Here is a 21,576-nt window from a genome sequence, read left to right as displayed (position 1 = left end):
TTATATGTTTAAACTTTTAAACTCATTGGTGAAAAAGAATCCTTTCTCCCTGTTTCCAAAAAGAAAGGTCAAAGGATGCATTCGTCTTCAATCGCTCGTGTCAGTGCCTTCAGCAGTCCGACCGCGTTCTCGAGCGTCAGGAAGTAAAAGTTCTCTGTCCCGACTTTCTCTGATGAGACGATGCCCGCTTGTCGAAGTAGTTTGAGATGATGCGAGATGGCCGGTCGAGACAACTCAATCTTCTCATCAATCTGATTGACGTTTAAGCGTTCATGTTTGGCGATCTCGACGATGATACGTTGACGATTGACGTCGGCTAATACTTGGAACAATGGAATCGCATCTTCAAATAAAGATAACGAGACTTCGGGTGTGGCATCTGGTTGTTTCATATTCATCACTCCGTTTAAAAGTTTAAACGTTTAATCCTGTACTAAGAATACTAGGTGATCCGCCTTCTGTCAACGAAGTTGTTCGTACACTTCACGTAGAATGCTTGCAATCATGTGTCTCGAGTCATAATCCCGCTTGGAGATTTTGACGAGCGGCGATGGTTCGGGGAAGAGCTGGGCATTGATGTCGTCAATGTTGTAGCCCGCTGCAGTTTTTGTTATCACGTTATCAGTCAAACGTTCTAGATAATCGAGCTTTTTGGTCAGTTGCTCCCTTCCCTGTTCGAGATGCCCGGCGTGTTGGCAATAAACTTCCTCGAAATTAAGACTCAGAACACGTTTGAGAGAACGAATCTGTTCAGGTACCGACTCCTCCGGAATCATCACCTTCGGATAAGGATGGACGAACAAATCACCCGAGAACAGCCGACCGTTCTCCTCGTCGTATAAGACGACGTGATTCGGTTCATGACCAGGTGTATGGATTACCTGATAAGTATGATGTTCTGATGTGATCTGATTGTCATAATAGGCAATCGGGTGAAACGGTTCGGGGTCTCCTGAGAAGCGTGCCCGATAATCTGGGATATCTAGCCCCGTCCGGCACATGTCCCTGGCGGATTCTCGTATGTAAATTGGGACACCGTATGTCCGTTCAAGCCAGGCTGCCGTTCCGATATGGTCTTCATGGGGGTGCGTGATGCTGACAAGATCGATTGGAACCGACTCATAGAACATTTGAAGTTCGGGTAGCATCGTGCGTGTTCCCGTATCGATGAGCATCCCGTCGATATAATACACATACATCGACATCTCGAATGGACCGTTCTTTACGTTGGCACAAACAGCCGTCACCGGTCCATAGTTCTTTATTTGCATCATGCGTCCCTCCAATTTTTCACTTTTCTTCATTATATCGAAAAAGAGCAAAGACCTGCAGACATTTCACAGTTCTTTGCTCACCCTTATTTAGAGATTCTCTCCATTCGTCGCAATGACCTGTTTGTACCAGTCGAACGAGTCTTTCTTCATCCGCTCCATCGATCCGTTCCCTTCATTGTCACGGTCGACGTAAATCATCCCGTATCGCTTCTTCATTTCTCCCGTCGTGAACGAGACGATGTCGATGATGCCCCAAGGTGTGTAACCAATCAAGTCGACCCCGTCATAAATGACGGCTTGCTTCAATTGTTCGATATGGGCCTTCAAGTAATCGATTCGGGCTTTGTCATGAATCTTTCCGTCGACAATCTCATCGACGGCACCGAATCCATTCTCGACGATGAAGAGCGGAATTTGGTACCGGTCATAGAGTCGGTTGAGCACATAACGGAGTCCGACCGGGTCAATCGCCCATCCCCAGTCACTCGACTGGATATACGGGTTCTCGACCCCATTCGGCAGACCACCGTTGACGATATCGCCACTGTTGTCCGCGACGACGTCACTCTTCACGGTCGTCGACATATAGTAACTGAAACCGAGATAATCGACCTTTCCGTTCTGTAGGATTTCTTCGTCCCCTTCAAGGATTGGGATGTTATACCCTTCCCGCTCGAACTCGTTCAAGGCGTAGCTCGGATAGAAGCCTCGTACTTGTACGTCCGGGAAGAAATAGCGTTGACGCATCATCTCTTCGGCGAGCATGACGTCATCTGGGTTTGATGAATACGGATAAATCGGTACGTGAGAGACCATCGCTCCAATCTCGAAGTCAGGATTGATGGCTTTCCCTTTGGCAACAGCGAGAGCGCTCGCAATCAGTTCATGGTGCCCAGTCTGATACATGACTTCGCGGGCGTTCTCCCCTTCTTCTAAGAGGACTCCCGAATTCGTCCATAAGAAGAGTGGATTGTTGACGTCCATCTTGTTGTTGATTTCGTTGAACGTCATCCAGTATTTGACCTTGTCTTTGTAACGGTCAAAGCAGACCTCAGCGAAGCGGACGAAATGCTCGACGACTTCACGATTTCGGAATCCCCCGTATTCACGGGCAAGATGGAGCGGCATCTCAAAATGCGACAGTGTGATGATCGGTTCGATGTCGTGTTTGAGTAGCTCATCGAACAAGTCATCATAAAATTGGAGACCCGCCTCGTTCGGTTCTGCATCATCACCATTCGGGAAGATGCGGCTCCATCCGATGGAAGTACGTAAACATTTCAATCCCATCTCAGCAAAGAGGGCCACATCTTCTTTATAACGATGGTAAAAGTCAATCGCCTCATGGTTCGGATAGAACTCATTCGGTTCGACCTTGTCTGTGATCCGGCGAGCGACGCCGTGTGCACCTGCCGTCAAGACATCGACGACACTCGGTCCTTTGCCATCAGCGTCCCAACCGCCCTCGAATTGATGAGCGGCAAGCGCGCCTCCCCATAGAAAATCGTTCGGTAATGTCTTCATTGTAAGTCCTCCTTCACATGAATCGTACACGTCAATTATAATTGTACCGGTACAATTATACAAGGTCGGTACATTGAATTACTTTTGTTTTTTTCATGATATAATAGAACCAGTGACGAAAAAGTGAGGAATGACGATGCTAAAATACCAACAAATCGCAAATGAAATCGAACAATACATCCACGAACAAAACTTAAAACAAGGCGATAAGCTCCCTGTCCTTGAGCAGATGATGAATCAATATGCGGTGAGCAAAAGCACCATCACGAAAGCTTTAGAGCTGCTCGAACGAAAGGGTGTCATTTTTCAACTGCGGGGAAGCGGCATTTTCGTCAGACGACATAATCGACCTGGCTATATGAGCCTCTTCTCGACCCAAGGGTTCAAGAGCAATCTCGGAGACCGTGTCTTGACGTCTGATGTGATTGATGTGTCTGTCGTGAAGCCAGACGCGACGGTTGCGGAGAATCTCGGGATTGACGTGTTGGACGATGTGTATCGGGTCGAACGGGTAAGGTATGTGGATGGAGAGGTGCTCTGTCACGAGGAATCCTATTATGTGAAAGCTATCGTCCCCTATTTAAATCGCGAAATTGTGGCAGACTCTATTTTCGATTATGTCCAAAGCGCGCTCGGCGTCACGATTGGATTTTCTGACATGTATCTACAGGTCGGGCGATTGACGGAAAGTGAAGCGGAACACCTCGGATTGCAAGAGAATGATCCGACACTTCGCATCGAGACGATTTTCCATCTCACGAATGGGAAACCATTTGACTATTCCCGCATCACCTATCATTACACACATTCACAGTTCGTCATTCAGGCGAACGGGCCCTATATGTAAAGACAACCCCTCATGCGTGCATGAGGGGTTGTCTAATCATTTACTATGCCTCTTTTTAGTCCGTCGATACGTCCAATATCCGAATGGCAACATCGCTAAGAAAGCAAAGCCAATCAATCGATTGGTGCTCGATATTGGCTTGTTTGATTCTGCTCCATCCGAATAGCCATCCGCTCCATCCATCATCCCTTCTTCGGCATTCCCTTCAATACTTTCATGTTCTTCAATCAATAAGGTTTGAAACGCCTCAGTTGAAATCGCATCTCCGCTAATCATCTGTTTTGAATTAGATGTCAACGCTGTCAACATGTCCCCATCATAATCAAACCACGCCGATTCTTCTGTGTACTTCACGAGATCGCCTTTTACGTTCATCAACGCTTTCGGAGTTTCTTTGTCAGAACCGAACGTTGAGAACGCATATGTATTTGCGGATTGTTCATACGTTCCGATCATGTTGACCGGTTCATCATCTTGAAAGACGGTCGCCACAAATTCTTTTGTTGGGACGAACGTACACGTTTCCCCCGTTTTGTAGCAAGAGGATGACGGGATATACGTCTCCAACAACGGACCGAACGTGATGTTCTCGCTGTCGTTCATATGATAGTAGGTCGGGTCATCTCCCTGGATATGATCCATCACAATGTCATAAAAATGTTCATCCGCAAAACGTTCAGCAGAGGATTCCGTCATCTCGGCTGATACGGTTGTCGTACTCGCAAGTAGTCCGATACAACATATGAATATGCTCGTCATTCGTTGCATGTGTTTCTCCTTTCATCACCCTGAAGATTTCAAAAACATCGCGTAATTGATGTGAATCAATTCGGTATGCGGTTGCTTGTGACGACTGACATATGACGTGAATCGTGATGACGCGACAAATGCATTTGATTCATGGATCATCGCCAGTCGTACGAGAATCAGGCGTAATTGTTTTCGTCCTTCTCCAAGTACAATATGGTCGATTTGGTTGTGTTTGTCGAGTCGGTTGATCAAGAGCTCTACTTTGCAGTCTTCTTTGATTAAATATGAGACCCAATACGCCGTCTGTTGAATCAAGTCTTCATATTGCGCATGGAGCCCATTGCCGAGCGGCCCGCTCAAATCGAGAGAGATCGTGAACGTGTCGAGGTTTTGTCGCTCGTAGACTTTTGCCTGGACATGGCTGGTCTTTGAAGTGGCGACCCAGTCAATCTGTTTGGCCGGCTCTTTCTCATATCGTTTCGCGCTTTGAATCATCAAAGGGTCTTTCAGCGGAGAATGTTTGACGATGCGGTCACCCATCCGAATCATGCGCGATTCGGATATCGGCGATTTCGTGATGGCGGGCAACACGATCCATGAGGGAAGCGTTATCCCCTCATCCGTGAAGAAGAGGGTTCCCAAGTGAAACGGTAAGGTGACACGCATGACACATGTATGAATCGAAGCGGGTCCTCGCTTCACAACAGAGACGGACGCATGATGAATGTCTTCTTCAATCCGTGAATCATATGCGCCTGACCCGTTCTCAAAAGACATCCGTTCATCCCCCTCCAATCGAATCGATAGCGGGACGCCGAGGGCAATGATTCGCTCATACCCATCAATGTGAATGACACATGTCGTCTTATCGTCGATGAACAAGAGGTCTTCTTTCTGTCGGATGGAGAATGAGACTTCGTTTGAAAGCACTCGAATGATTCGCTTCCGAATGATCATGACGATCAATAATGCCCCGCATACGTAGGAAATCGGCCACACATAGGGCATCCACATCGTGAGTAGACCGAGACTGACATAAGCCGGCCAGAGTTGGTCCTGAAGGATGGACGGCGAACTGATTTCGACCTGTCGCATCGTTACACCTTTTCAACCGGGACGGATACGGACTCGAGTACGTCCGCCAACACTTTTCGCTTTGTCGATTTGATATCGCCTTCAAGGGTGAGGGTCAAGCGGTGCGAGAGAACGTGTGGCGCGACGGCTTGGACGTCTTCGGGTGTGACGAACTGACGGTCGTTCAAGTACGCATAGGCTTGTGAAGCTTTGACGAGCGCGAGCGTCGCCCGTGGACTCGCCCCGACTTCGACTAACGGATGTTGCCTCGTCTCTTGGATTAGTGTGAGCAAGTAAGTGACGACATCTTCATGAATCCGGATATTCTCGACTTCTTCTTGTGCTTCTAAAAAAGCTTCATTCGTCATCAAGGCATGCACTGTCTGTCTCGTCTTTGAAATCGTCTGCAGAATCAAGTTCCGCTCTTCGTCTGCCCCTGGATATCCGACTTGAAGGGACATGAGGAAGCGGTCGAGTTGGGCGTCCGGTAGCGCGAACGTCCCCGCTGACTCGATCGGGTTTTGCGTTGCGATGACGAAGAACGGTCTCGGTAGCTGATAGGTGACGCCACCGATGGAGACTTGGCGTTCTTCCATCGCTTCAAGCAAGGCGGATTGCGTTCGGGGAACGGCGCGGTTCACTTCATCGATGAGTAAGATATTTGTGAAGATAGGTCCGGTGCGGTTTTCGAACGTCTGAGTCTGCATATTGAAGAAATCTGATCCGATGATGTCGGATGGCAGCAGGTCTGCTGTGAACTGGATTCGAGCGAAGTCTGCCTCAAAACTTTTGGCGATGCTTTTCGCGAGTAATGTCTTCCCGGTCCCAGGCACGTCTTCTAACAAGATATGGCCGTTCGCCAATAAGGCTGTGCAACATAATTTTGTGATTTCCGGTTTACCGAGGTAAATGCGGTCTAATTGGTCCAATACGTGTCGGATGGTCATGAGTTCGACTCCTTTTGTATGCGTAGTAGGTATTCATCAAGTTGTTGGGTGAACGCTTCTTCTCGTTGTGGTGAGATGTTTCCATCATCATAACGTGTCTCTAAATAGGTAAGTAAGGATGCATCGAGCTCGATTCGTTTCGCCCATGTCGACAACGTCTCATACGGGCGGCGACGTTTTTGTGGTGGCAGTGTTCTTTCGAATTGAATCAACTGCTGTCGAATCGCCGAGTCTGGTACCCGATAATGCACTCGGTTTTCATGTTCGGACGAGCTGTCAGAAGTCACAACCGAGTAATCGTCAAATTCCAAATCATCCTCTTTGTTTTGTTTGTTCGACGGGCGTCGTCTCTTCCAGAGAAACCATCCGAGCAAGAGGAGCAGCCCGGGAATGATGTATGGTAGATAAGAAATCTCGTTTGACTCATTTGATTGGGGATTGCCGTAAGAAGGTGATAGATCTTGGATCCGCTCTTTCGGTGTACCACCTGATTCTTTTTCTGAGTCGATCATCGCTCCGTCTGGACCATTTCCTTCCGGTTCTTCATATGGTGCATCCCCACACCAAAAATCGACATCCGTCACTTCAAAAATCCCTAAAAACTTTCGTTTGTCACGACAGTCTGTGACCCAACTCGTGATGTCGCTACCCGAGATATCTAATGATTGGTAGTAGCGGTATCCTAATTGACCGGAATAGGAGATGAGGGCGACGAGTAGTAAAGAGAATAGAATCCCTGACAAAAAGATTGTTTTGGCTTGTTTCATTGGTGTTTCCGCTTATGTATATTCGATTTCATCTCAAGTGACGGCTCCTTCCATAGTCTTAATCCTTTATTTGGAAATCGGATTAACAGGATTATACCATGCATCTTAACGGAATATTCAGTTATTTTCAGATAAATAAAAATGCCCGTTCATTGAACGAGCATCCACACTTCTCTACCTTCACCCTCTTCATCGAATATCCACTCTTCAAATCCATACACGCGGATATCCTGGTCACTCCGAATGCCCCATTGGTTTATAAACGTTCTTACATAAGGGATTGGAATCCATTTTTGGTGGGGTGAATCACGCCGCATAAACGATTGTAACACCTCTTCATCTTGAAACACGAGAAGCTCAGAGTTCCACAATGTAGGGAGATCCAGTAACACGACAACTCGCATTCGCTCATCCACACGCCGCTTTGCTAGTCGTTTCGCTTCATCGAATAGGATATCGATGATTGCCTGTTTGATTTGTTCATTGTGTTGAATATCCAGTAAAAAGGTTTGTCCGACCGGAATCTTGGCATACCAATAACCATCATGAAACTCAGTTGGCAAGTCATGATGATTTTCTTGCATATTGCGCTGAAGATGACTTAATTTTCGTTTCAGACCACGCACTTTCCGATGTCTCATTTCAGGATCGACTCGATTTGCTTCATATGATGTCGGTCATGCTCGATGAATTCTTCGATGATTACGTGCAGTGAGTATGGAACACCTTGATGCGGATCATGGGAGACTCCGTTCGCTGACGTCTTAAAAATCAACGTCTCTTCACTTAAAGACTCGAGCATGTTGACGAGCGTTCGTCGACTGCTAAGCGATTCTTTCAAAACCGCGTCACCTGTCAATTTTTCCGCCCTTTTCGTTGCCCGTGCGTTAAACGAGTCAAAGTCAGGGAAAATCATTCCTTCCCCGTTCTTCACCGATGGGATGATGACATTCAAAAGATGGTTGTCCCAATGGGCGATATGTAAAACGATTTGCTTTATGGACCACTTCTCCGAGTTTATCTGTTCATTCCAATCGGATTCACTCAGATTTTCTAACGAATCGAGCCATTCTGTGTACGATGCGAATTCTTTAATAACTTGCATCCAATCCCCTCCCCGTTCTTTTCAAATTACTGCGATTATAGCACGAACGACTCTTTTTAAAATCAAAAAACGGCACCGTTCGTTATGAACGATGCCGCGCGTGTCTCTATAACCAGACTGGTAATGAGAAGAAAACTAAGAACAATACGGTCAAGACACCGACGACCGGACTGAGCGACCGATAGCCCTTCTTGAACAAGACGATCATCGTGTAGGCGATGAATCCGAGCCCGATGCCATCGACGATGGAATACGTGAACGGAATCATGATGATGACAAGGATTGCTGGGAAGGCATGTTCCCAGTTATCGAGCGGCAAATGCTTCACGTTCTGGAACATCATCATTCCGATGATGATAAGAACCGGTGCGATCGCCGTCACAGGAATGATTGCAAAGAGCGGTAGCAATAAGAGCGATACCACATACAATCCAGACGTGACGAACGAAGCAATCCCGCCTCTTGCCCCGACAGATATCCCGGCAGCCACTTCGACCGTCGAGACCGTCGGGCTTGACCCGAACATGGCCCCTGCCATCGTCGAGAGACCTTGTGCGACGAGACCTTTCGGCGCCTCTTCTTCTTTGCCGATTGCCCGTGTCTGATTCTGAATCAAGCTGATGTTTTCAATCAACAAGACGAGCGTCAGCACACCGACCGCGACGAAGAAGAGTGGAGATGTCGACTCGGCGAACGAGATGTTCCCAAATACCGTGCCGAACGATTCGAAGAACGGTGTCAACGCGAAGCTTCCCGTCCAATCGAGTGTTCCCATCACGGCACTGAGTCCGACACCGAAACCGATCGTCCAAAGGAAGCTGCTCGGCCCCATCTTCAAGAACAGTAAGATGGCGACGAAGAGTGACAGGAATGCGACTTGGACGTCACGCTCCCCGAGATCACCGATGTGAAGCAATGCCCCACCCCCGCCTGAGACGATCCCTGCCGCCTCGAGCCCGATCAAGATGAGGAAGAGGCCGAGACCGACCGTCAATCCGTCATGAATGATCGGTGGGAACGCGTTCGCCAATTTCCTCGCCACTTTGGTCACCGTCAATAGTACGACGAGTACACCTGAGACGAACGAGACGGCGAGCGCACTTTGCCAGCTCAACCCCATCTGCAGGACGAGCGTGTACGTGAAGAGCGCATTAATCCCCATTCCCGGTAACAAGAGAAGCGGCAAATTGAAGAATCCCGCAATCAATGTCCCGATGATGCTTGTCAAAATCGCTCCGACGAGCGCCCCCTCGAACGGGAGTCCGGCTTGTGTCAAGATTGCCGCATGCACGGCCGGGATGTATGCTGTCGCCAGAAAGTTCAGCACGCCCCCGTATGTTTCTGTTTTCCATTCTGTTTGTTTTGCCATAGGAATCAATCCTTTATTGGCACCCTCACCCACCCGTGTATACACACGAGATTGATTATATCCTGTCAGACATCTAACAAGCAAGAGTGATTCGACTCAATTCCTTCTTTGGACCCATTCATGAGACCGATTCCATCAAAAGATTCATTTTATAAAACAGGAACGTTTGTTCTTGTTTTCGGCGCATTTTTGCGAACAAATCTGTTATAATGAAGAAGCAGGTTAACGCAGCAATAGTGGGGTCAGCCGCCAAGTCCACAATGGAGGAAGGCGGTGGTGCGGATGGAACAACTTTGGACCTGGGTTGGGGATTATGTCATGATCCCAATCCTCGCTCCGATCATCGTTCACTTGGTGATTCACCGAACATCCGATCGTGCAACGTCTGAACGCACAAAAAAATGACCCCCTCGGCGCAATGAGATGGGTCACTTTCTGATTCACTAACCATTGTGGCGGCTGGGACCACTCTTAAAGTGGTAGCCTGTAAGCCAGAGGTCGGTGTGTCCAGCACCGGTCTCTTTCTACTTGCATCATACCATACTTTATCCGCGTTTTCAGTAAGAGAAACATCATTTGATATGAAAATCACAAGAAACTGAATCGAGAAAGAGGGATTCTTGTTCAAGAATCCCTCTTTTTCCATAATTATAATCCTACTTTATCGACACCATATGTTGCTTCCTCTGTCGTAAACCCTTCGAACTCCAATTGCTCGATTAGACCACTTCTTGAGAATCCGCTTAAATCTAAATAGCTTTGAGCTTTATCAGCAGCTTGCTCTTTCCAATCTACTTTAATATTTTCTACCGCAAACGAAGCTTCTTCAGTGGAAAATCCTTCAAACTCTAGTTGATCGATTAATCCACTTTTTGAAAAAGCAGAGAATTGTAGATAACTTTCAGCTTTACGAATCGCATTTTCTTGTGCTACTGAAAGTGCAGGTTCAGCAGGTTCTTCTACTTCCGCAGGTTCTGTCACCTCTTCAGTTTGTTCTTCTGTTGTAGTCGCTTCAACAGTTGAAGCTTCATCGACCGTATTTTCTTCTTCGGTCGTTTCAACAGAAGACGGTTCTGAAGTCGGTGTTTCCTCCTCACCGCCAGAAACTCCAATCAATACAATTACTGCTAATACCCAAACCCACCATTTCTTATAAAAAGGTTTTTTAACTTTTTCCTTAGACATATAATTTCATCTCCTAAAAATATAATCTCTTTTTTACTTTACTGTAATAAACGTAACATAAGAAGATAATTTTGGGAATATATTTTTTAAGAATAATGTAATTTATTTATATTTATATCGGACTAAATCCAAAATTTAAACGGTTAAGTATAAAATATACCATATAAGTTTAGGGAGGAAGTGAAACAAAAAAACACCCGACCAAATGGTCGGGTTAATGAGAGTAACGTGAGAACCAGACGAGCATCGCGTCTGCATCTTCTTTCGGAATATCATCGATGGTCTCAACAGATAAGAATCCTCCACGTGTCGAGAATTGCACCGTACATAGTCCAAAACGACGTTGCAAGAGCGATTGCTTCACTTGAATCTGTTCGATCCGTGGTTTGTCTGTCAAAAATGATTGGACGTTGAATGCTCCAGTCCGTAACTGGATGAATTGATCCGTGCGGACATATTTTGTGGTGATGTAACTGAGGACGCGTCCCCCGATGATGATGGCCCATAAGAGCAGGAGCCACCAGGCGTAATCTCGGAAGAAGTAAAGGACGATCCCTGATATGATAATCCCGAACCAGCTGATTCGGAGTAGCTTGATTCCTAAGGCACGTCTCGGTAATCGATGAAGTTCGTCCGACCATGTGAAGTGAGTGAAATGTTCACGGAGCACCCGCATCGCTTGGTCACGACGAACGAACGGGAGAATCGTCGAGGATTCATCTTTCAATTCATCCATCGTTCCTGCTGCGACGAGTTCGACCCCGACGATGTGGAACCAGCGACGAATGAACGTCTCTTTGATGCGAATCGCTTGAATCTTCTCATATGGAATTTCTTTCGCGCTTCGATTCAACAATCCCTTCTCGACACGAATGCGTTCCCCTCTCCGCTCAAGTCGGAAATTCCCATACTTCAAGAAGTTGATGATCATGCCGATCACGACCGATAGCATCAACACTCCGATGACAAGAAGACCGATGGCGATGATGGACGCATGGACGACATAATCTTCGACCTGGTTGAATGCCCCATCCAAGTTAATGAAATCATCGATTGATGAGATGATGGTCGAGGCGACCGGGAAGATGGCGAAGACAGAGAGCGACGTGATGGATGCCAATACGATTTCACGCGTGGACAAGGCATATAACAGACGGCTTGGTAACGGCTCTGTCTGTTCGGTTGCAACCTTTTCCTCTTCAGTGTCGCCTTCGGTTTGTGTATTCTGTTTACGATGACGGACTTGCTCAAGGATTTCTTCAAGTCGTTTGGCTTCGGTCGGAAAGACACCTGCCAGTTTGAAAGAGGCATCGTCACTGTTGGCATTCGTATCAAACGTCAATTCGACCACACCAAGCAATCGATAAAGGAACGGGCTGTTCGAATGGACACTTTGAATCTTATAGAGCGGAAGCGACTTCTCTTTTTTCAACCAGTTCCCTTCAATGACATAGACGGTTTTTTCGTCCAGAGCATAACGAAAGTTTAACCACCCAAAGAATTTCTGCACAATGTCGAGCAATAGGAAAAGTAAGATCCCGACTCGGATGATGATACCGAATGTCGAGTCCCAGTCGTTGTTGAGCACGAAGAGTAAGACGATTGGAATGGCGAACGACTTGATGACTTCGAGAATACGCAGCACCAAAACGCGACTTGGAAGTCGATGCCATGTTAACGCGGTCTCGGTCATACGACATCCTCCTCTTCGATACGTGCATAGATGGCGATTTGTTCGCGGAGTGTCTTGGCGAATGACTCTTCGATTGCATAGATGTCATGAGATCCAGCAGCTGTCCCGATGGTGATGGTCTGTAACCCATATTTACGAAGAAGCGGACCTTGTGCAGCATGGACATACTGCACTTTTGTCATTGGGATGAGCACATCGTGTGTCGTGATGATCCCATGATGAATCCGAATCTCGAGCGGCTGGACATCATATGTGAAACGTTCTTGTTTCCACTTTTGGAACCAGATGATATCAACCAAGCTATAGACCACATCGATTACGAGTAGTACGATAAAGCCAATTTGTAGCCAAGTCGGCCAGTTAAACCAGTATGCGGCAGCAACAAGCGCTCCCGTGACGAGAAGTCCAATGATATAAAAAATCGCACTTGATAGCCGGAAGACAGCACGTGCCTCGATTGGAAGTGTGCCGCTGATTCGTTGTGGTGTGACACCTTCTTCTGGTGTCGGTGTTGTTTCTGACATGGTGAATCCCCCTATCGTTCATATGTATCTGTCTTTATTGTATACGCAGTTCTTCTCAAAAAGTTTCAGGATTCGATCGGGAATGTATACAATCGCTCATATACCTCTTCGAAAATTGCCTGATCCTCTTTTTCGAAAGCCTGTTTCAATCGTTGAATGGCCTCTAATCCTTCCGCTTTCAAGTCATCCGTCAACTTTCCTGTTAGTTTAATGGAAGTGAAGGCACCAGCGACGATGACTTGGTCGCATGTATAGGCATACTCATACGTGGCCCAGTCTTCTGGTGCATATACATCTCGATTGATCCAACTTTCGATTAGGGCGTAGGCATAAGATAAATAGCAAAGGTCGCTGTCTTTTCGTATCAACTCTTCATACATATCCAACGCATCGGCTCCAGCATCATTTCCGAACGGTGCATATTCTTCCGTACAATCCACATAAAAGTCATCATTGAAAAATGCCTGATACTCCGGATGTGAGGTCAGAAAACTCGGTCCTACTTCCGGGTCATTCACATAAATATGGTTGTCCCAATCGAAAAGAGATTCAACATATCCTTTTTTCAACTTTTTACGAATGAGTTTCTCCACCTCGTTCATACATTCCAACTCGGATTCAAAAGACTTTACTTGTACCTTTCCGATGGTCCCAATTTTTCCGTAGTTTACAGCAAACTCATCACCTTCAACAATGATGTTCCAATACTTCGTAACCTGCTTAAACGACCTTTTGATCATTCAGATTCCATCCCGTCTCAAAATTTTATGGAGTAAGATCATTGTACCTCGGATCGGATGAATCAGAAAAAACGAACCTTCTCAGCGGTTCGTTTCCCTTATCATTTCGTAACTTCTCGCGAGTATGATCATAGATGATAACTTTACTTCGGCTCGTAGCGGAATCGTCCGATTTTTTCGTTCGCTCTCGCATAGAGTGTTTCTAGTGAAAATCGACTCGGTCGAGAAAGTTCTTTGGCGTAAACGGCTTCAATGGTTTTGTCGACATAGCTATTTTCTTCTTGAAGATATTCCATAAGTAACATTTTATAGTCTTCAGAAGTCGCGTCTTTATGTTTCAAACCATCCAGTTCATCAAGATAAACATCATTTTCTGCTTTAAATCCTTCTAGCTCTTTGACTGCCCCGGTCACATCAACATTATCCATCGGTAAACTTGATAACATTAGCATTTTTATCTGATGATTCTGAGCATCCGCGAGAATGGTTCCGGCATCAAAAGAGATAACCGGTCGAGGATCAACTTCTTCTGTGGAGGATATCGAATCGCAACCAATCAACGATATCATTATTATTGTCATCAGGATGAATGTTACTAAGATCCTTTTCATGTTCATCCCTCCTGCAAAAATTAAATCATAAAGTCAACATTCCCAATGATTTATCCAGACTAACATAATTTACGTTTATTACCAAATGTATCGTTAGAAATTTATTGCTTTATAATCGGGACTCATCCTTAGTAATCGACTGATGATCAATTAAACATCGCTACAAAAAAACCATGAAGGCACACACGATTCTGTGTACTCATTCATGGCCCAATGACATGTTGGTCTTAATTTTCTTGACGGTTTCGTTCTTTAATCCTCGAAGAACCACTTCTTACGTGGTTCTACTTTTAAGTTGTCCCCATGTTTCTTCATTTCAGTGACAAGATAGCGTTCAAGTTCATTCATTGCCTTGACCCAGTCAGTCATCGTCGCCACGAGCGGCACGACAATGAGAATGAGTTCTTCCTCTTCTTCTCGCATGCGCTCAATCATTAGTTTCGCAAAGTCAAAGTTCTCATGGATAAGATCCTCTTCCCGGTCGATGAGATGCTCGTTCTCAAGCTCATAGGCTGAAAATAATCGTTCATGTCGACGCAACAAGTGACGAATATGGCGATACAACTCTTCGCTCAATTGGGGAGGAAGTTGTTCAATCGTATGAAAATCATGATCGAGCTTCTCGATGACGTGGAGCGCGGCACGGTTCGTCTCAATCATTTTAGACTTCAGGACAGCTCGACGGAAGATCGGTGTCTTCTTCTCAAGCCAACGATTCGCTTTAATTTCTTCTTCAAAATAGGCATACGTTTGTTTTGAGTCGCTATGCAACTTCTTCGTCTCAGGTAACGATTCGAATGAGGAGCGCCCACCCTCTGTTTCCGCAAATAACCGTGCGATTCGAACAACCATTTGAAATGTGTCGGTGATTTGTGCTTCGAGTTTCCGTTCATATCGTGGTGGGAACAGGAGCGCATTCACAATCAATGCAACCGTAATTCCCATCATGATGAGTAAATAACGCTCGCCTGCAAACACCCACACCGGCATATCCGACTGGCTCGCCCCTTCCATGATGAGAATCGTCGTCAAGATGACGGTCCGTGTCGTCGATTCTAAATTTAAAAAGAGAAGGATGGAGATGGCAATGATGATGACGAATCCGATCGCAATCGGTGTCGGATTCGGAGTGAGTAGCAAGGAACCGACCGCAAGCAATGCTCCAATCAAGTTCCCTTTCATCTCTTCAATCAAGCGAAGTCCAGTCTGATAAACTGAGGGCAGGAGCGCGAGTGACGCAGCGAGTGCCGGGACGACGATTTGTTGGAATTGAAATGCCTCGGCAATCAGTAGGACGATTGCGACCGATAGCCCAGTCTTAATTGTTCTAGCCCCAAATTTCATGTAATGGTGCCTTCCTCTCTTACACCTGTCATATGTATTTTTTGCCTTCTTCCTCAATTCTAAAACGTACCATATTCTTTTCAAGGGGAAATGAACCATTTCAGGCAGTTTTGTGAACGCTTCCGTGTTATGATGGCGTTGGATATTTCTTTCATCTTGATGGGGAGGGGTTTACTTGTCAACAATTGCTTTATTCGGTGGAAGTGGCCGTACTGGGGAACGGGTGCTTGAACGCCTACTCAAAAAGGGACATCGTGTCACACTGCTAACGAGACAATCGCTTGGTTCCAATGAAGAAATCGATGAAATTTTAGGAGATGCGACCGATCGAGACGCTGTCTTTGAAACGGTTCGATCTGCAGATGTTGTCATATCGGCATTAGGGACGGACAAACAAAACGTATTATCAACATTCACACCACTCGTGATCGAAGCGATGAAACAGTTTAATGTGACACGCATCATCACGGTCGGGACCGCAGGCATCTTGCAGGCGCATGACAGCGACAACTACCGCTTTGAAACGAAAGAATCGAAGCGTACGATGACAACCGCAGCCGAAGATCACGCCCGTGCTTATGAGTTATTACGGGATTCAGGCTTAGCCTTCACGGTCATCTGTCCGACTCAACTGATCGATGAGCAATCTACCGGTGAAATCATCGTGTCAAAAGAGGTATTGGGGACGAAACATTCAGGTCCAATTTCGAGAGATGACGTTGCCGATTTGGTGATGGCTTGTTTAACGGACGATGACTATGTCGGACACCGTGTCGGCATCACGACGGAATCATAATTAGGGGATGGGAAACATGCACGAACAACAAGAACAATTGGCACGACTCGCTTTGACGTTTGAACAAGAGGAGATGACGGACGCTGCACGACTCGCCCGTACCGCCCTACAAAAAGTAACAAATGAAGAAGTTTGGATTGCCGTCTGTGGTCACTTCTCAGCCGGAAAGTCGACATTGCTCAATGACTGGCTAGAGGAAGGGTTCCTTCCGACAAGTCCGATTCCGACGAGTGCCAACATCGTCACATTACGTGGTGGCGAATCAGCGGCAGCCGTCGCTATCAATGATACGGATTGGATTTCATTAGATCCTTCTTCCCTATCAAACATTAGCGACTATTGCAAAGTCGAGGAAATCAAGGAAGTCGAGTATACGATTGACCGATTCCCATTTGATGAACACGTCGTGTTGATGGACACGCCAGGGATCGATTCGACGGATGAACGACATCGCCAAGCGACGGAGCGCTCGCTCTTCTTGGCTGATCACTTGTTCTTCATGATGGACTACAACCATGTCCAATCGGAACAAAACATCGGACTGATGAAACAATTTAGCCGGGAAGGACGTCCCTACTCCATCATCATCAACCAAATCGACAAGCATGATGAGCGTGAACTCTCTTTCGTGGAGTTCAAAGCGTCATTGACGAAAGCGTTCCGACATCATGACATCGTCCCAAATGACACATTCTACATTTCACTTCGTGATGGGCAACATCCGCATAACGAAGTCGAGCGCTTGCGGTCATATGTACGTCAAGTCATCAACGAGGCAAAACAGCAACAAATCGAGCATGCGGATGCATTGATTCATACGCTAGTCCGCCGCAACGAAACATCGATTCAATCGATGTTGGACCTATTGACAACCTATGAAAAGAGCCCGAAGGAAATGCAATCTCGTCTACATCGTCTTGAAAAGAAACGGGCATGGTGGACCTCATTCCGTCGCGAATTCTTCAAACATCAGGCACCAATCGTCGAAAGTGCACCGATCATGACGTATGAGTTCCGTGAGTTATTACGCTCTTATCTCGAGAGTTGTTCTCCTTCTTTCAAGGTCGGACTTTTGTTCTCGAAAGAGAAGACGAAGCAGGAACGAGCTCGTCGTGAGGAAGTGGCGGTCAAAGAATTCAACCGTCTGATTGATATGAACTTACGTCCACATCTCGTGAAGTACGCGGAAGACATCATCCGAGATTTGAAACTTCCTGAAACGTTGCTACCAAAAGGAGATGTCCTCCCGATTGCACCGAGCTCACTCATCACCGAACAAGTGAAATCCGGTGCATCCCTAAGTGGTGATACGGTGTTGCAGTTCAGTCGTGACATCGAGACAGCCCTCGCGTCCTGGGTAACGAAAGTATCTGAACCTTGGGTCCACTCGACGGATACCTATATGAAAGCGGAAGTCGATTTACGCTTGGAACAATTTACGACTGAAGAGGAAGCGTTGTATGAAGCGCTCGATACGGAGGCGTTACGGATTCGTCTTTCGAACCGTTTGGACTCGATTCGAAAATATAAGGAGTTTCAACTTGATTCGAATCAAGTGAATCTGTTGGCCGTTCGAAACTATGTCGATGCAACGTATCTCCCGGAAAAACAGTCGAATGTTGTTGAATCAGAGGTTGCATCGACGTCGATTTTGGAAGATGATTATCACTTATTTGATTTTGATTTTTCTTATGAAAATGCGGTATGTGAAATATTAGAGAATCATCCATTATTCCGCTCCCGTGTCTCGACATTACGCAAGAAAATCGAGCGTGCGAAGCATGAACAGTACACGTTCGCCATCTTCGGAGCATTTTCGGCTGGAAAGTCCTCGACTCTCAATGCGCTATTCGGTGAGACGGTATTACCGACGTCCCCTAACCCGTTGACGGCATCCATCACAAAGATCGTCCCGCCGAACGGACGGACAAATCGAACGGCATCGATCACCTTCAAATCACACGATGAACTCGAAGTGGAGTTACAAGGTTATGGGACTTCCCTCGCCTCTCTCGATGTCGATCACCCGTTCGTCAATGCCGTAAAATCGGCACCGCTCGAGTACCTCGGACGAACGGAAGTCGTCGACTATGACACGTTCTGCGCATTCGTCGCACAAGAAGAGAAGAGCTGCATCGTGAAAGAAATCGAACTTTATCTCGACTCACCGTGGGCAGATCGTGGCATCGTCTTCGTCGATACGCCGGGGGCCGATTCACAGTTCAACCGACATAGCGAGGTCCAGTTCGGTTATATGCGTGATGCCGACGCCGTCTTGTTCGTCACCTATTACAACCATGCGTTCACCGAAGCAGACCGGGAGCTCGTCATTCAGCTTGGCCGTGTCCAAGGGACTGGAGATCACGAGATGTTCTTCCTCGTCAATGCGTCTGACCTTGCGACAGATGAAGAAGAACGGGATGCTGTCACGGACTACGTGGCACAACAGTTGACCGCGCTCGGTGTTCGGAGACCGACCGTCCTACCCATCTCAAGCCGAAACGCCATGCACGGCGATGATGCTGGGTTTGACCAGTTCGTCTCAACACTTGAACGCTACGTCGACAAAGACCTTCGCCTCGCCAACGCGATGCGCATACAGGAAGAAACGACAGCGCTACTCGCTACATTTGATCGTGTATTGAACGAAGCGAAAGAAGACGCGTCGGCGAAAGAACATCGTCGCCAACAATTGATTGCTTTACTCGAGAACCCACCGGCACTCGATATGTCAGCACTCATTGCCCTGTTTGATCGGGAAGCGAAAGAACTCCTCGCCCACCTCGAGACGCGTTCGCTCCTACGCCTCTCGGACTTCGTCAAGGAGACGTTCCATCCGGTCGAGGTCGACGGATCGAGAAAGAGCCTGGAGCGCGCACTCGGACGTACACTCGACAAATACGCCTACGATATCCAGCAAGAGCTCCAAGTGTTCCAGTATCGGTTGGAGCGATATGTTAAACGCGAATTCGTAGCCTTGGTCGAACGCATGACCGAGCGTCATGCGTCGCTCCTTCCGACGCTTGAATTTGACCATGACCTCGACGTGGCATGGTTACGAGAGGCTGTCGAACCGATTCATCTCGAGACATCACCTTATCAGTCGGTATTGAAGCGCTATAAGAATGCGAGTCAATTTTTCGAGGGAGACGGACGGACGCAACTGAAGGATGAGTTGACCTCACTTCTTCGCGATATGATTCGGTCGCGTCTTGAAACGATTCATACGAAGCAAATCGAACAGGCCAACACGGAAATCAGTAAAGCTGAAGTCGAGATTGAACGAGAGTGGTCGACTCAATTGAAAGAACTTGCCGATGCAGAGCTCAGCATGTTGACGGACAACCATTCCTTTGATGAGATGCATGAACGACTCGAATCGCTCAGAAAGGAAACGGTATGAACACATTACTGCTCATCGGACTCATTCCCGCTGTCGTTATGACGATTGTTCTGGGGCTGTTTCTGAGATATCTCTATTTGAACAAAGAATAACGGGAACGGTCCTCGATGCGCACATGACATCGAGGACCGTTTTAAGTTTGTATTTATTTGTCTGCTGGATAGACCACGCCAAGCTGTGTTCGAACGTTCGTCATCACATCAGCAAGACGAATCATGTCATTTGCTGAATGTACAACTGTTTCCGAAGCACTAGCTTCGATCGCACGGACGAACGCTTCGATTTCATATGACATTGGAGCATTCTGTGATTCTGATACGATTTCTGACGTGCCATCTCGCAACTCTAGACGGACTTCATCACACGTCGCAATATCGTCGATGACGATGCGTCCTTTTTCCCCGATGATCTCAGAAGGAGTCGATGTCGCATGAATCTTTGAATGCATGATGATCACATCCAAATCGTCATAAGAGAGAATGACCGTTCCGCTCCCGTCCACTCCCGATTCCAGTTTCACACCGCTCGCCTGGATATCATTTGGTTGACCGAACAGTTTTAAAGCAGGACCAAGAAGATACACACCAAGGTCCATCAACGAACCGTTCGAGAATGCAGGATTGAACGTATTCGGGTTCTCCCCTTGTTTATAGAGGTCGTACCGTGAAGAATACTGTGATTTATTAAAGACGGCCCGACGCACCGGAGCAATTCGCTCCATCGCCTGTTGAATCCGTTCAAAATTCGGCATGAACAAGTTTCGAAGTGCTTCAAGTAAGACGACCTGGTTCTCCTTCGCCACTTCAACCAAACGAGTCACTTCCTGGACGTTCGAGGCGAGTGGTTTTTCACAGAGGACGTGTTTGCCATGCTGCATGAACAAGATACTCTGTTCGGCGTGGAGTGAGTTCGGACTCGCAATATAGATGGCATCGATGACATCACTCTTCGCCATCTCTTCAAGTGACGTGAACGTATGTAAGATGGAGTGACTCGCTGCATATTCGTTAGCACGCGAATCCGTGCGCGAATAGAGAGCTGTCACTTCTACGTCATCCAACTGATTGATTGTGTCAATAAACCAGTCTGTGATGAAGTTTGTACCAATAATGCCAAAACGGATCATGTGAATTCCTCATTTCTGTTCTTTCAGTTTTTTGATGAGTAAAATTTCATCCAATAAAGGAATCTTATCATATCCGACATGTGGGATTGTCGCTTTCAGTTTTCTTGCCCGCGTCACCGCATCATGAATGATTCGTTCTAGACGATAGCCACGACGTTGATAAAAGCCAAGCGCTCTCAAATTATCATTGGTTGTGATGACGATTAATTGCTTAACTCCGTGCTGCATACCAATTTCTTCAACAGCATGGAGTAAGTGAGAGCCAATCCCACTATTCTCTATCAGACTATCAAGAGATATGATTTCTACTTCTTCATCTCGAATAACATACGTAACAAGACCGTGAATTTGATTTGTATTCATGTAGACAAATCCTTCGACCTCTGCACAATCGTATGTTCCCGAAGAAACGACCATTTGAGTTGAACCCCAATGTTTAACAAAAAAATTGCGAATATCTTCTTGCATACTAGTATTGATTGGTACGATCACTTAGT

General features: G+C 46.7%; 22 protein-coding genes. 4 read left to right on the top strand and 18 right to left on the bottom strand.

The features are described from left to right. Positions 1-68: 68 nt before the first annotated feature. The 3 genes from GVY42_RS03225 to bglA form a co-directional block, all read right to left on the bottom strand. The gene (locus GVY42_RS03225; RefSeq protein ID WP_074037016.1) at positions 69-392 is read right to left on the bottom strand and encodes a helix-turn-helix transcriptional regulator; all 324 of its coding nucleotides are present in this window, start codon (positions 390-392) and stop codon (positions 69-71) included. A 69-nt stretch (positions 393-461) separates the two neighbouring features. Next, positions 462-1,271 carry an MBL fold metallo-hydrolase gene (locus GVY42_RS03220; RefSeq protein WP_236548920.1) on the bottom strand — a complete coding sequence of 270 codons (810 nt, stop codon included), beginning with the start codon at positions 1,269-1,271 and terminating at the stop codon, positions 462-464. Positions 1,272-1,361: 90 nt separating this feature from the next. Further along, positions 1,362-2,798, bottom strand: a complete 1,437-nt coding sequence (gene bglA, locus GVY42_RS03215; RefSeq protein WP_159562305.1) for a 6-phospho-beta-glucosidase BglA — start codon at positions 2,796-2,798, stop codon at positions 1,362-1,364. A 136-nt stretch (positions 2,799-2,934) separates the two neighbouring features. Here bglA and GVY42_RS03210 point away from each other — a divergent pair, with 136 nt between their 5' ends. Beyond that, positions 2,935-3,645, top strand: a complete 711-nt coding sequence (locus GVY42_RS03210) for a GntR family transcriptional regulator (protein ID WP_159562304.1) — start codon at positions 2,935-2,937, stop codon at positions 3,643-3,645. Positions 3,646-3,681: 36 nt separating this feature from the next. On the opposite strand, the gene GVY42_RS03205 is transcribed toward GVY42_RS03210, so the two are convergent. The 7 genes from GVY42_RS03205 to GVY42_RS03175 form a co-directional block, all read right to left on the bottom strand. Beyond that, complete coding sequence (locus GVY42_RS03205) at positions 3,682-4,413, bottom strand: hypothetical protein (protein ID WP_159562303.1); 732 nt, start codon at positions 4,411-4,413, stop codon at positions 3,682-3,684. A 15-nt stretch (positions 4,414-4,428) separates the two neighbouring features. Then, positions 4,429-5,490, bottom strand: a complete 1,062-nt coding sequence (locus tag GVY42_RS03200; protein WP_159562302.1) for a DUF58 domain-containing protein — start codon at positions 5,488-5,490, stop codon at positions 4,429-4,431. A 2-nt stretch (positions 5,491-5,492) separates the two neighbouring features. Beyond that, a complete protein-coding gene (locus tag GVY42_RS03195) occupies positions 5,493-6,416 on the bottom strand; it encodes a MoxR family ATPase (RefSeq protein ID WP_159562301.1) in 924 nt (307 codons plus the stop codon). Next, entirely contained in the window at positions 6,413-7,183 is a 771-nt protein-coding gene (locus tag GVY42_RS03190; RefSeq protein ID WP_159562300.1) for a hypothetical protein, read from the bottom strand. Before GVY42_RS03190 ends, GVY42_RS03195 begins: the two co-directional genes overlap by 4 nt. Positions 7,184-7,332: 149 nt before the next feature. Continuing rightward, a complete protein-coding gene (locus GVY42_RS03185) occupies positions 7,333-7,824 on the bottom strand; it encodes a DUF3916 domain-containing protein (RefSeq protein ID WP_159562299.1) in 492 nt (163 codons plus the stop codon). Next, positions 7,821-8,288, bottom strand: a complete 468-nt coding sequence (locus GVY42_RS03180) for a DinB family protein (protein WP_159562298.1) — start codon at positions 8,286-8,288, stop codon at positions 7,821-7,823. The genes GVY42_RS03185 and GVY42_RS03180 overlap by 4 nt, the downstream gene beginning before the upstream one ends. 106 nt (positions 8,289-8,394) lie before the next feature. Further along, the gene (locus GVY42_RS03175) at positions 8,395-9,657 is read right to left on the bottom strand and encodes an NCS2 family permease (RefSeq protein WP_159562297.1); all 1,263 of its coding nucleotides are present in this window, start codon (positions 9,655-9,657) and stop codon (positions 8,395-8,397) included. 282 nt (positions 9,658-9,939) lie between these two features. On the opposite strand from GVY42_RS03175, the gene GVY42_RS16670 reads away from it, so the two are divergent. Next, the gene (locus GVY42_RS16670; protein ID WP_255349577.1) at positions 9,940-10,062 is read left to right on the top strand and encodes a hypothetical protein; all 123 of its coding nucleotides are present in this window, start codon (positions 9,940-9,942) and stop codon (positions 10,060-10,062) included. 243 nt (positions 10,063-10,305) lie between these two features. Here GVY42_RS16670 and GVY42_RS03170 read toward each other — a convergent pair whose 3' ends face one another. The 6 genes from GVY42_RS03170 to GVY42_RS03145 all read right to left on the bottom strand — a co-directional run bounded on the left by GVY42_RS03170 (position 10,306) and on the right by GVY42_RS03145 (position 15,754). Then, positions 10,306-10,842 carry an Ltp family lipoprotein gene (locus GVY42_RS03170; protein WP_159562296.1) on the bottom strand — a complete coding sequence of 179 codons (537 nt, stop codon included), beginning with the start codon at positions 10,840-10,842 and terminating at the stop codon, positions 10,306-10,308. Positions 10,843-11,056: 214 nt separating this feature from the next. After that, a complete protein-coding gene (locus GVY42_RS03165) occupies positions 11,057-12,535 on the bottom strand; it encodes a PH domain-containing protein (RefSeq protein ID WP_159562295.1) in 1,479 nt (492 codons plus the stop codon). After that, on the bottom strand, positions 12,532-13,059 hold the full coding sequence (locus GVY42_RS03160) for a PH domain-containing protein (protein WP_159562294.1): 528 nt from the start codon (positions 13,057-13,059) through the stop codon (positions 12,532-12,534). The genes GVY42_RS03165 and GVY42_RS03160 overlap by 4 nt, the downstream gene beginning before the upstream one ends. Before the next feature lie 65 nt (positions 13,060-13,124). After that, a complete protein-coding gene (locus tag GVY42_RS03155) occupies positions 13,125-13,799 on the bottom strand; it encodes a WGR domain-containing protein (protein ID WP_159562293.1) in 675 nt (224 codons plus the stop codon). Positions 13,800-13,942: 143 nt separating this feature from the next. Beyond that, complete coding sequence (locus GVY42_RS03150) at positions 13,943-14,410, bottom strand: hypothetical protein (RefSeq protein ID WP_159562292.1); 468 nt, start codon at positions 14,408-14,410, stop codon at positions 13,943-13,945. A gap of 252 nt (positions 14,411-14,662) precedes the next feature. Continuing rightward, positions 14,663-15,754, bottom strand: coding sequence for an aromatic acid exporter family protein (locus GVY42_RS03145; protein ID WP_074037031.1), 1,092 nt, complete (start codon positions 15,752-15,754; stop codon positions 14,663-14,665). Between the two features lie 175 nt (positions 15,755-15,929). Between GVY42_RS03145 and GVY42_RS03140 the strand changes: the two genes are divergently transcribed. Next, the gene (locus GVY42_RS03140) at positions 15,930-16,550 is read left to right on the top strand and encodes an NAD(P)-dependent oxidoreductase (protein ID WP_159562291.1); all 621 of its coding nucleotides are present in this window, start codon (positions 15,930-15,932) and stop codon (positions 16,548-16,550) included. 16 nt (positions 16,551-16,566) lie between these two features. Continuing rightward, positions 16,567-19,953, top strand: a complete 3,387-nt coding sequence (locus tag GVY42_RS03135; RefSeq protein WP_159562290.1) for a dynamin family protein — start codon at positions 16,567-16,569, stop codon at positions 19,951-19,953. A 145-nt stretch (positions 19,954-20,098) separates the two neighbouring features. Here GVY42_RS03135 and GVY42_RS03130 read toward each other — a convergent pair whose 3' ends face one another. Then, positions 20,099-21,079: a Gfo/Idh/MocA family protein gene (locus tag GVY42_RS03130; protein WP_159562289.1), complete on the bottom strand. Its 981-nt coding sequence runs from the start codon at positions 21,077-21,079 to the stop codon at positions 20,099-20,101. A gap of 9 nt (positions 21,080-21,088) precedes the next feature. After that, on the bottom strand, positions 21,089-21,547 hold the full coding sequence (locus GVY42_RS03125; protein WP_236548980.1) for a GNAT family N-acetyltransferase: 459 nt from the start codon (positions 21,545-21,547) through the stop codon (positions 21,089-21,091). Positions 21,548-21,576: the final 29 nt, after the last annotated feature.

Source organism: Exiguobacterium sp. 8A (genome assembly GCF_902506275.1).
In the GTDB taxonomy this organism is placed as follows: Bacteria; Bacillota; Bacilli; order Exiguobacteriales; family Exiguobacteriaceae; genus Exiguobacterium; species Exiguobacterium profundum.
Note: the sequence above shows the minus strand (reverse complement) of the source record. Positions and strands in the feature narration are given on the sequence as shown.

Coding starts and splice junctions, on each gene's coding strand:
- GVY42_RS03160 (WP_159562294.1), bottom strand. CDS start 13,059: ATGTCAGAAACAACACCGACACCAGAAGAAGGTGTCACACCACAACGA.
- GVY42_RS03200 (WP_159562302.1), bottom strand. CDS start 5,490: ATGCGACAGGTCGAAATCAGTTCGCCGTCCATCCTTCAGGACCAACTC.
- GVY42_RS03180 (WP_159562298.1), bottom strand. CDS start 8,288: ATGCAAGTTATTAAAGAATTCGCATCGTACACAGAATGGCTCGATTCG.
- GVY42_RS03220 (WP_236548920.1), bottom strand. CDS start 1,271: ATGCAAATAAAGAACTATGGACCGGTGACGGCTGTTTGTGCCAACGTA.
- GVY42_RS16670 (WP_255349577.1), top strand. CDS start 9,940: ATGGAACAACTTTGGACCTGGGTTGGGGATTATGTCATGATCCCAATC.
- GVY42_RS03225 (WP_074037016.1), bottom strand. CDS start 392: ATGAAACAACCAGATGCCACACCCGAAGTCTCGTTATCTTTATTTGAA.
- GVY42_RS03125 (WP_236548980.1), bottom strand. CDS start 21,547: ATGCAAGAAGATATTCGCAATTTTTTTGTTAAACATTGGGGTTCAACT.
- GVY42_RS03165 (WP_159562295.1), bottom strand. CDS start 12,535: ATGACCGAGACCGCGTTAACATGGCATCGACTTCCAAGTCGCGTTTTG.
- GVY42_RS03155 (WP_159562293.1), bottom strand. CDS start 13,799: ATGATCAAAAGGTCGTTTAAGCAGGTTACGAAGTATTGGAACATCATT.
- GVY42_RS03170 (WP_159562296.1), bottom strand. CDS start 10,842: ATGTCTAAGGAAAAAGTTAAAAAACCTTTTTATAAGAAATGGTGGGTT.
- GVY42_RS03195 (WP_159562301.1), bottom strand. CDS start 6,416: ATGACCATCCGACACGTATTGGACCAATTAGACCGCATTTACCTCGGT.
- GVY42_RS03210 (WP_159562304.1), top strand. CDS start 2,935: ATGCTAAAATACCAACAAATCGCAAATGAAATCGAACAATACATCCAC.
- GVY42_RS03145 (WP_074037031.1), bottom strand. CDS start 15,754: ATGAAATTTGGGGCTAGAACAATTAAGACTGGGCTATCGGTCGCAATC.
- GVY42_RS03190 (WP_159562300.1), bottom strand. CDS start 7,183: ATGAAACAAGCCAAAACAATCTTTTTGTCAGGGATTCTATTCTCTTTA.
- GVY42_RS03185 (WP_159562299.1), bottom strand. CDS start 7,824: ATGAGACATCGGAAAGTGCGTGGTCTGAAACGAAAATTAAGTCATCTT.
- GVY42_RS03205 (WP_159562303.1), bottom strand. CDS start 4,413: ATGCAACGAATGACGAGCATATTCATATGTTGTATCGGACTACTTGCG.
- GVY42_RS03135 (WP_159562290.1), top strand. CDS start 16,567: ATGCACGAACAACAAGAACAATTGGCACGACTCGCTTTGACGTTTGAA.
- GVY42_RS03175 (WP_159562297.1), bottom strand. CDS start 9,657: ATGGCAAAACAAACAGAATGGAAAACAGAAACATACGGGGGCGTGCTG.
- bglA (WP_159562305.1), bottom strand. CDS start 2,798: ATGAAGACATTACCGAACGATTTTCTATGGGGAGGCGCGCTTGCCGCT.
- GVY42_RS03130 (WP_159562289.1), bottom strand. CDS start 21,079: ATGATCCGTTTTGGCATTATTGGTACAAACTTCATCACAGACTGGTTT.
- GVY42_RS03150 (WP_159562292.1), bottom strand. CDS start 14,410: ATGAAAAGGATCTTAGTAACATTCATCCTGATGACAATAATAATGATA.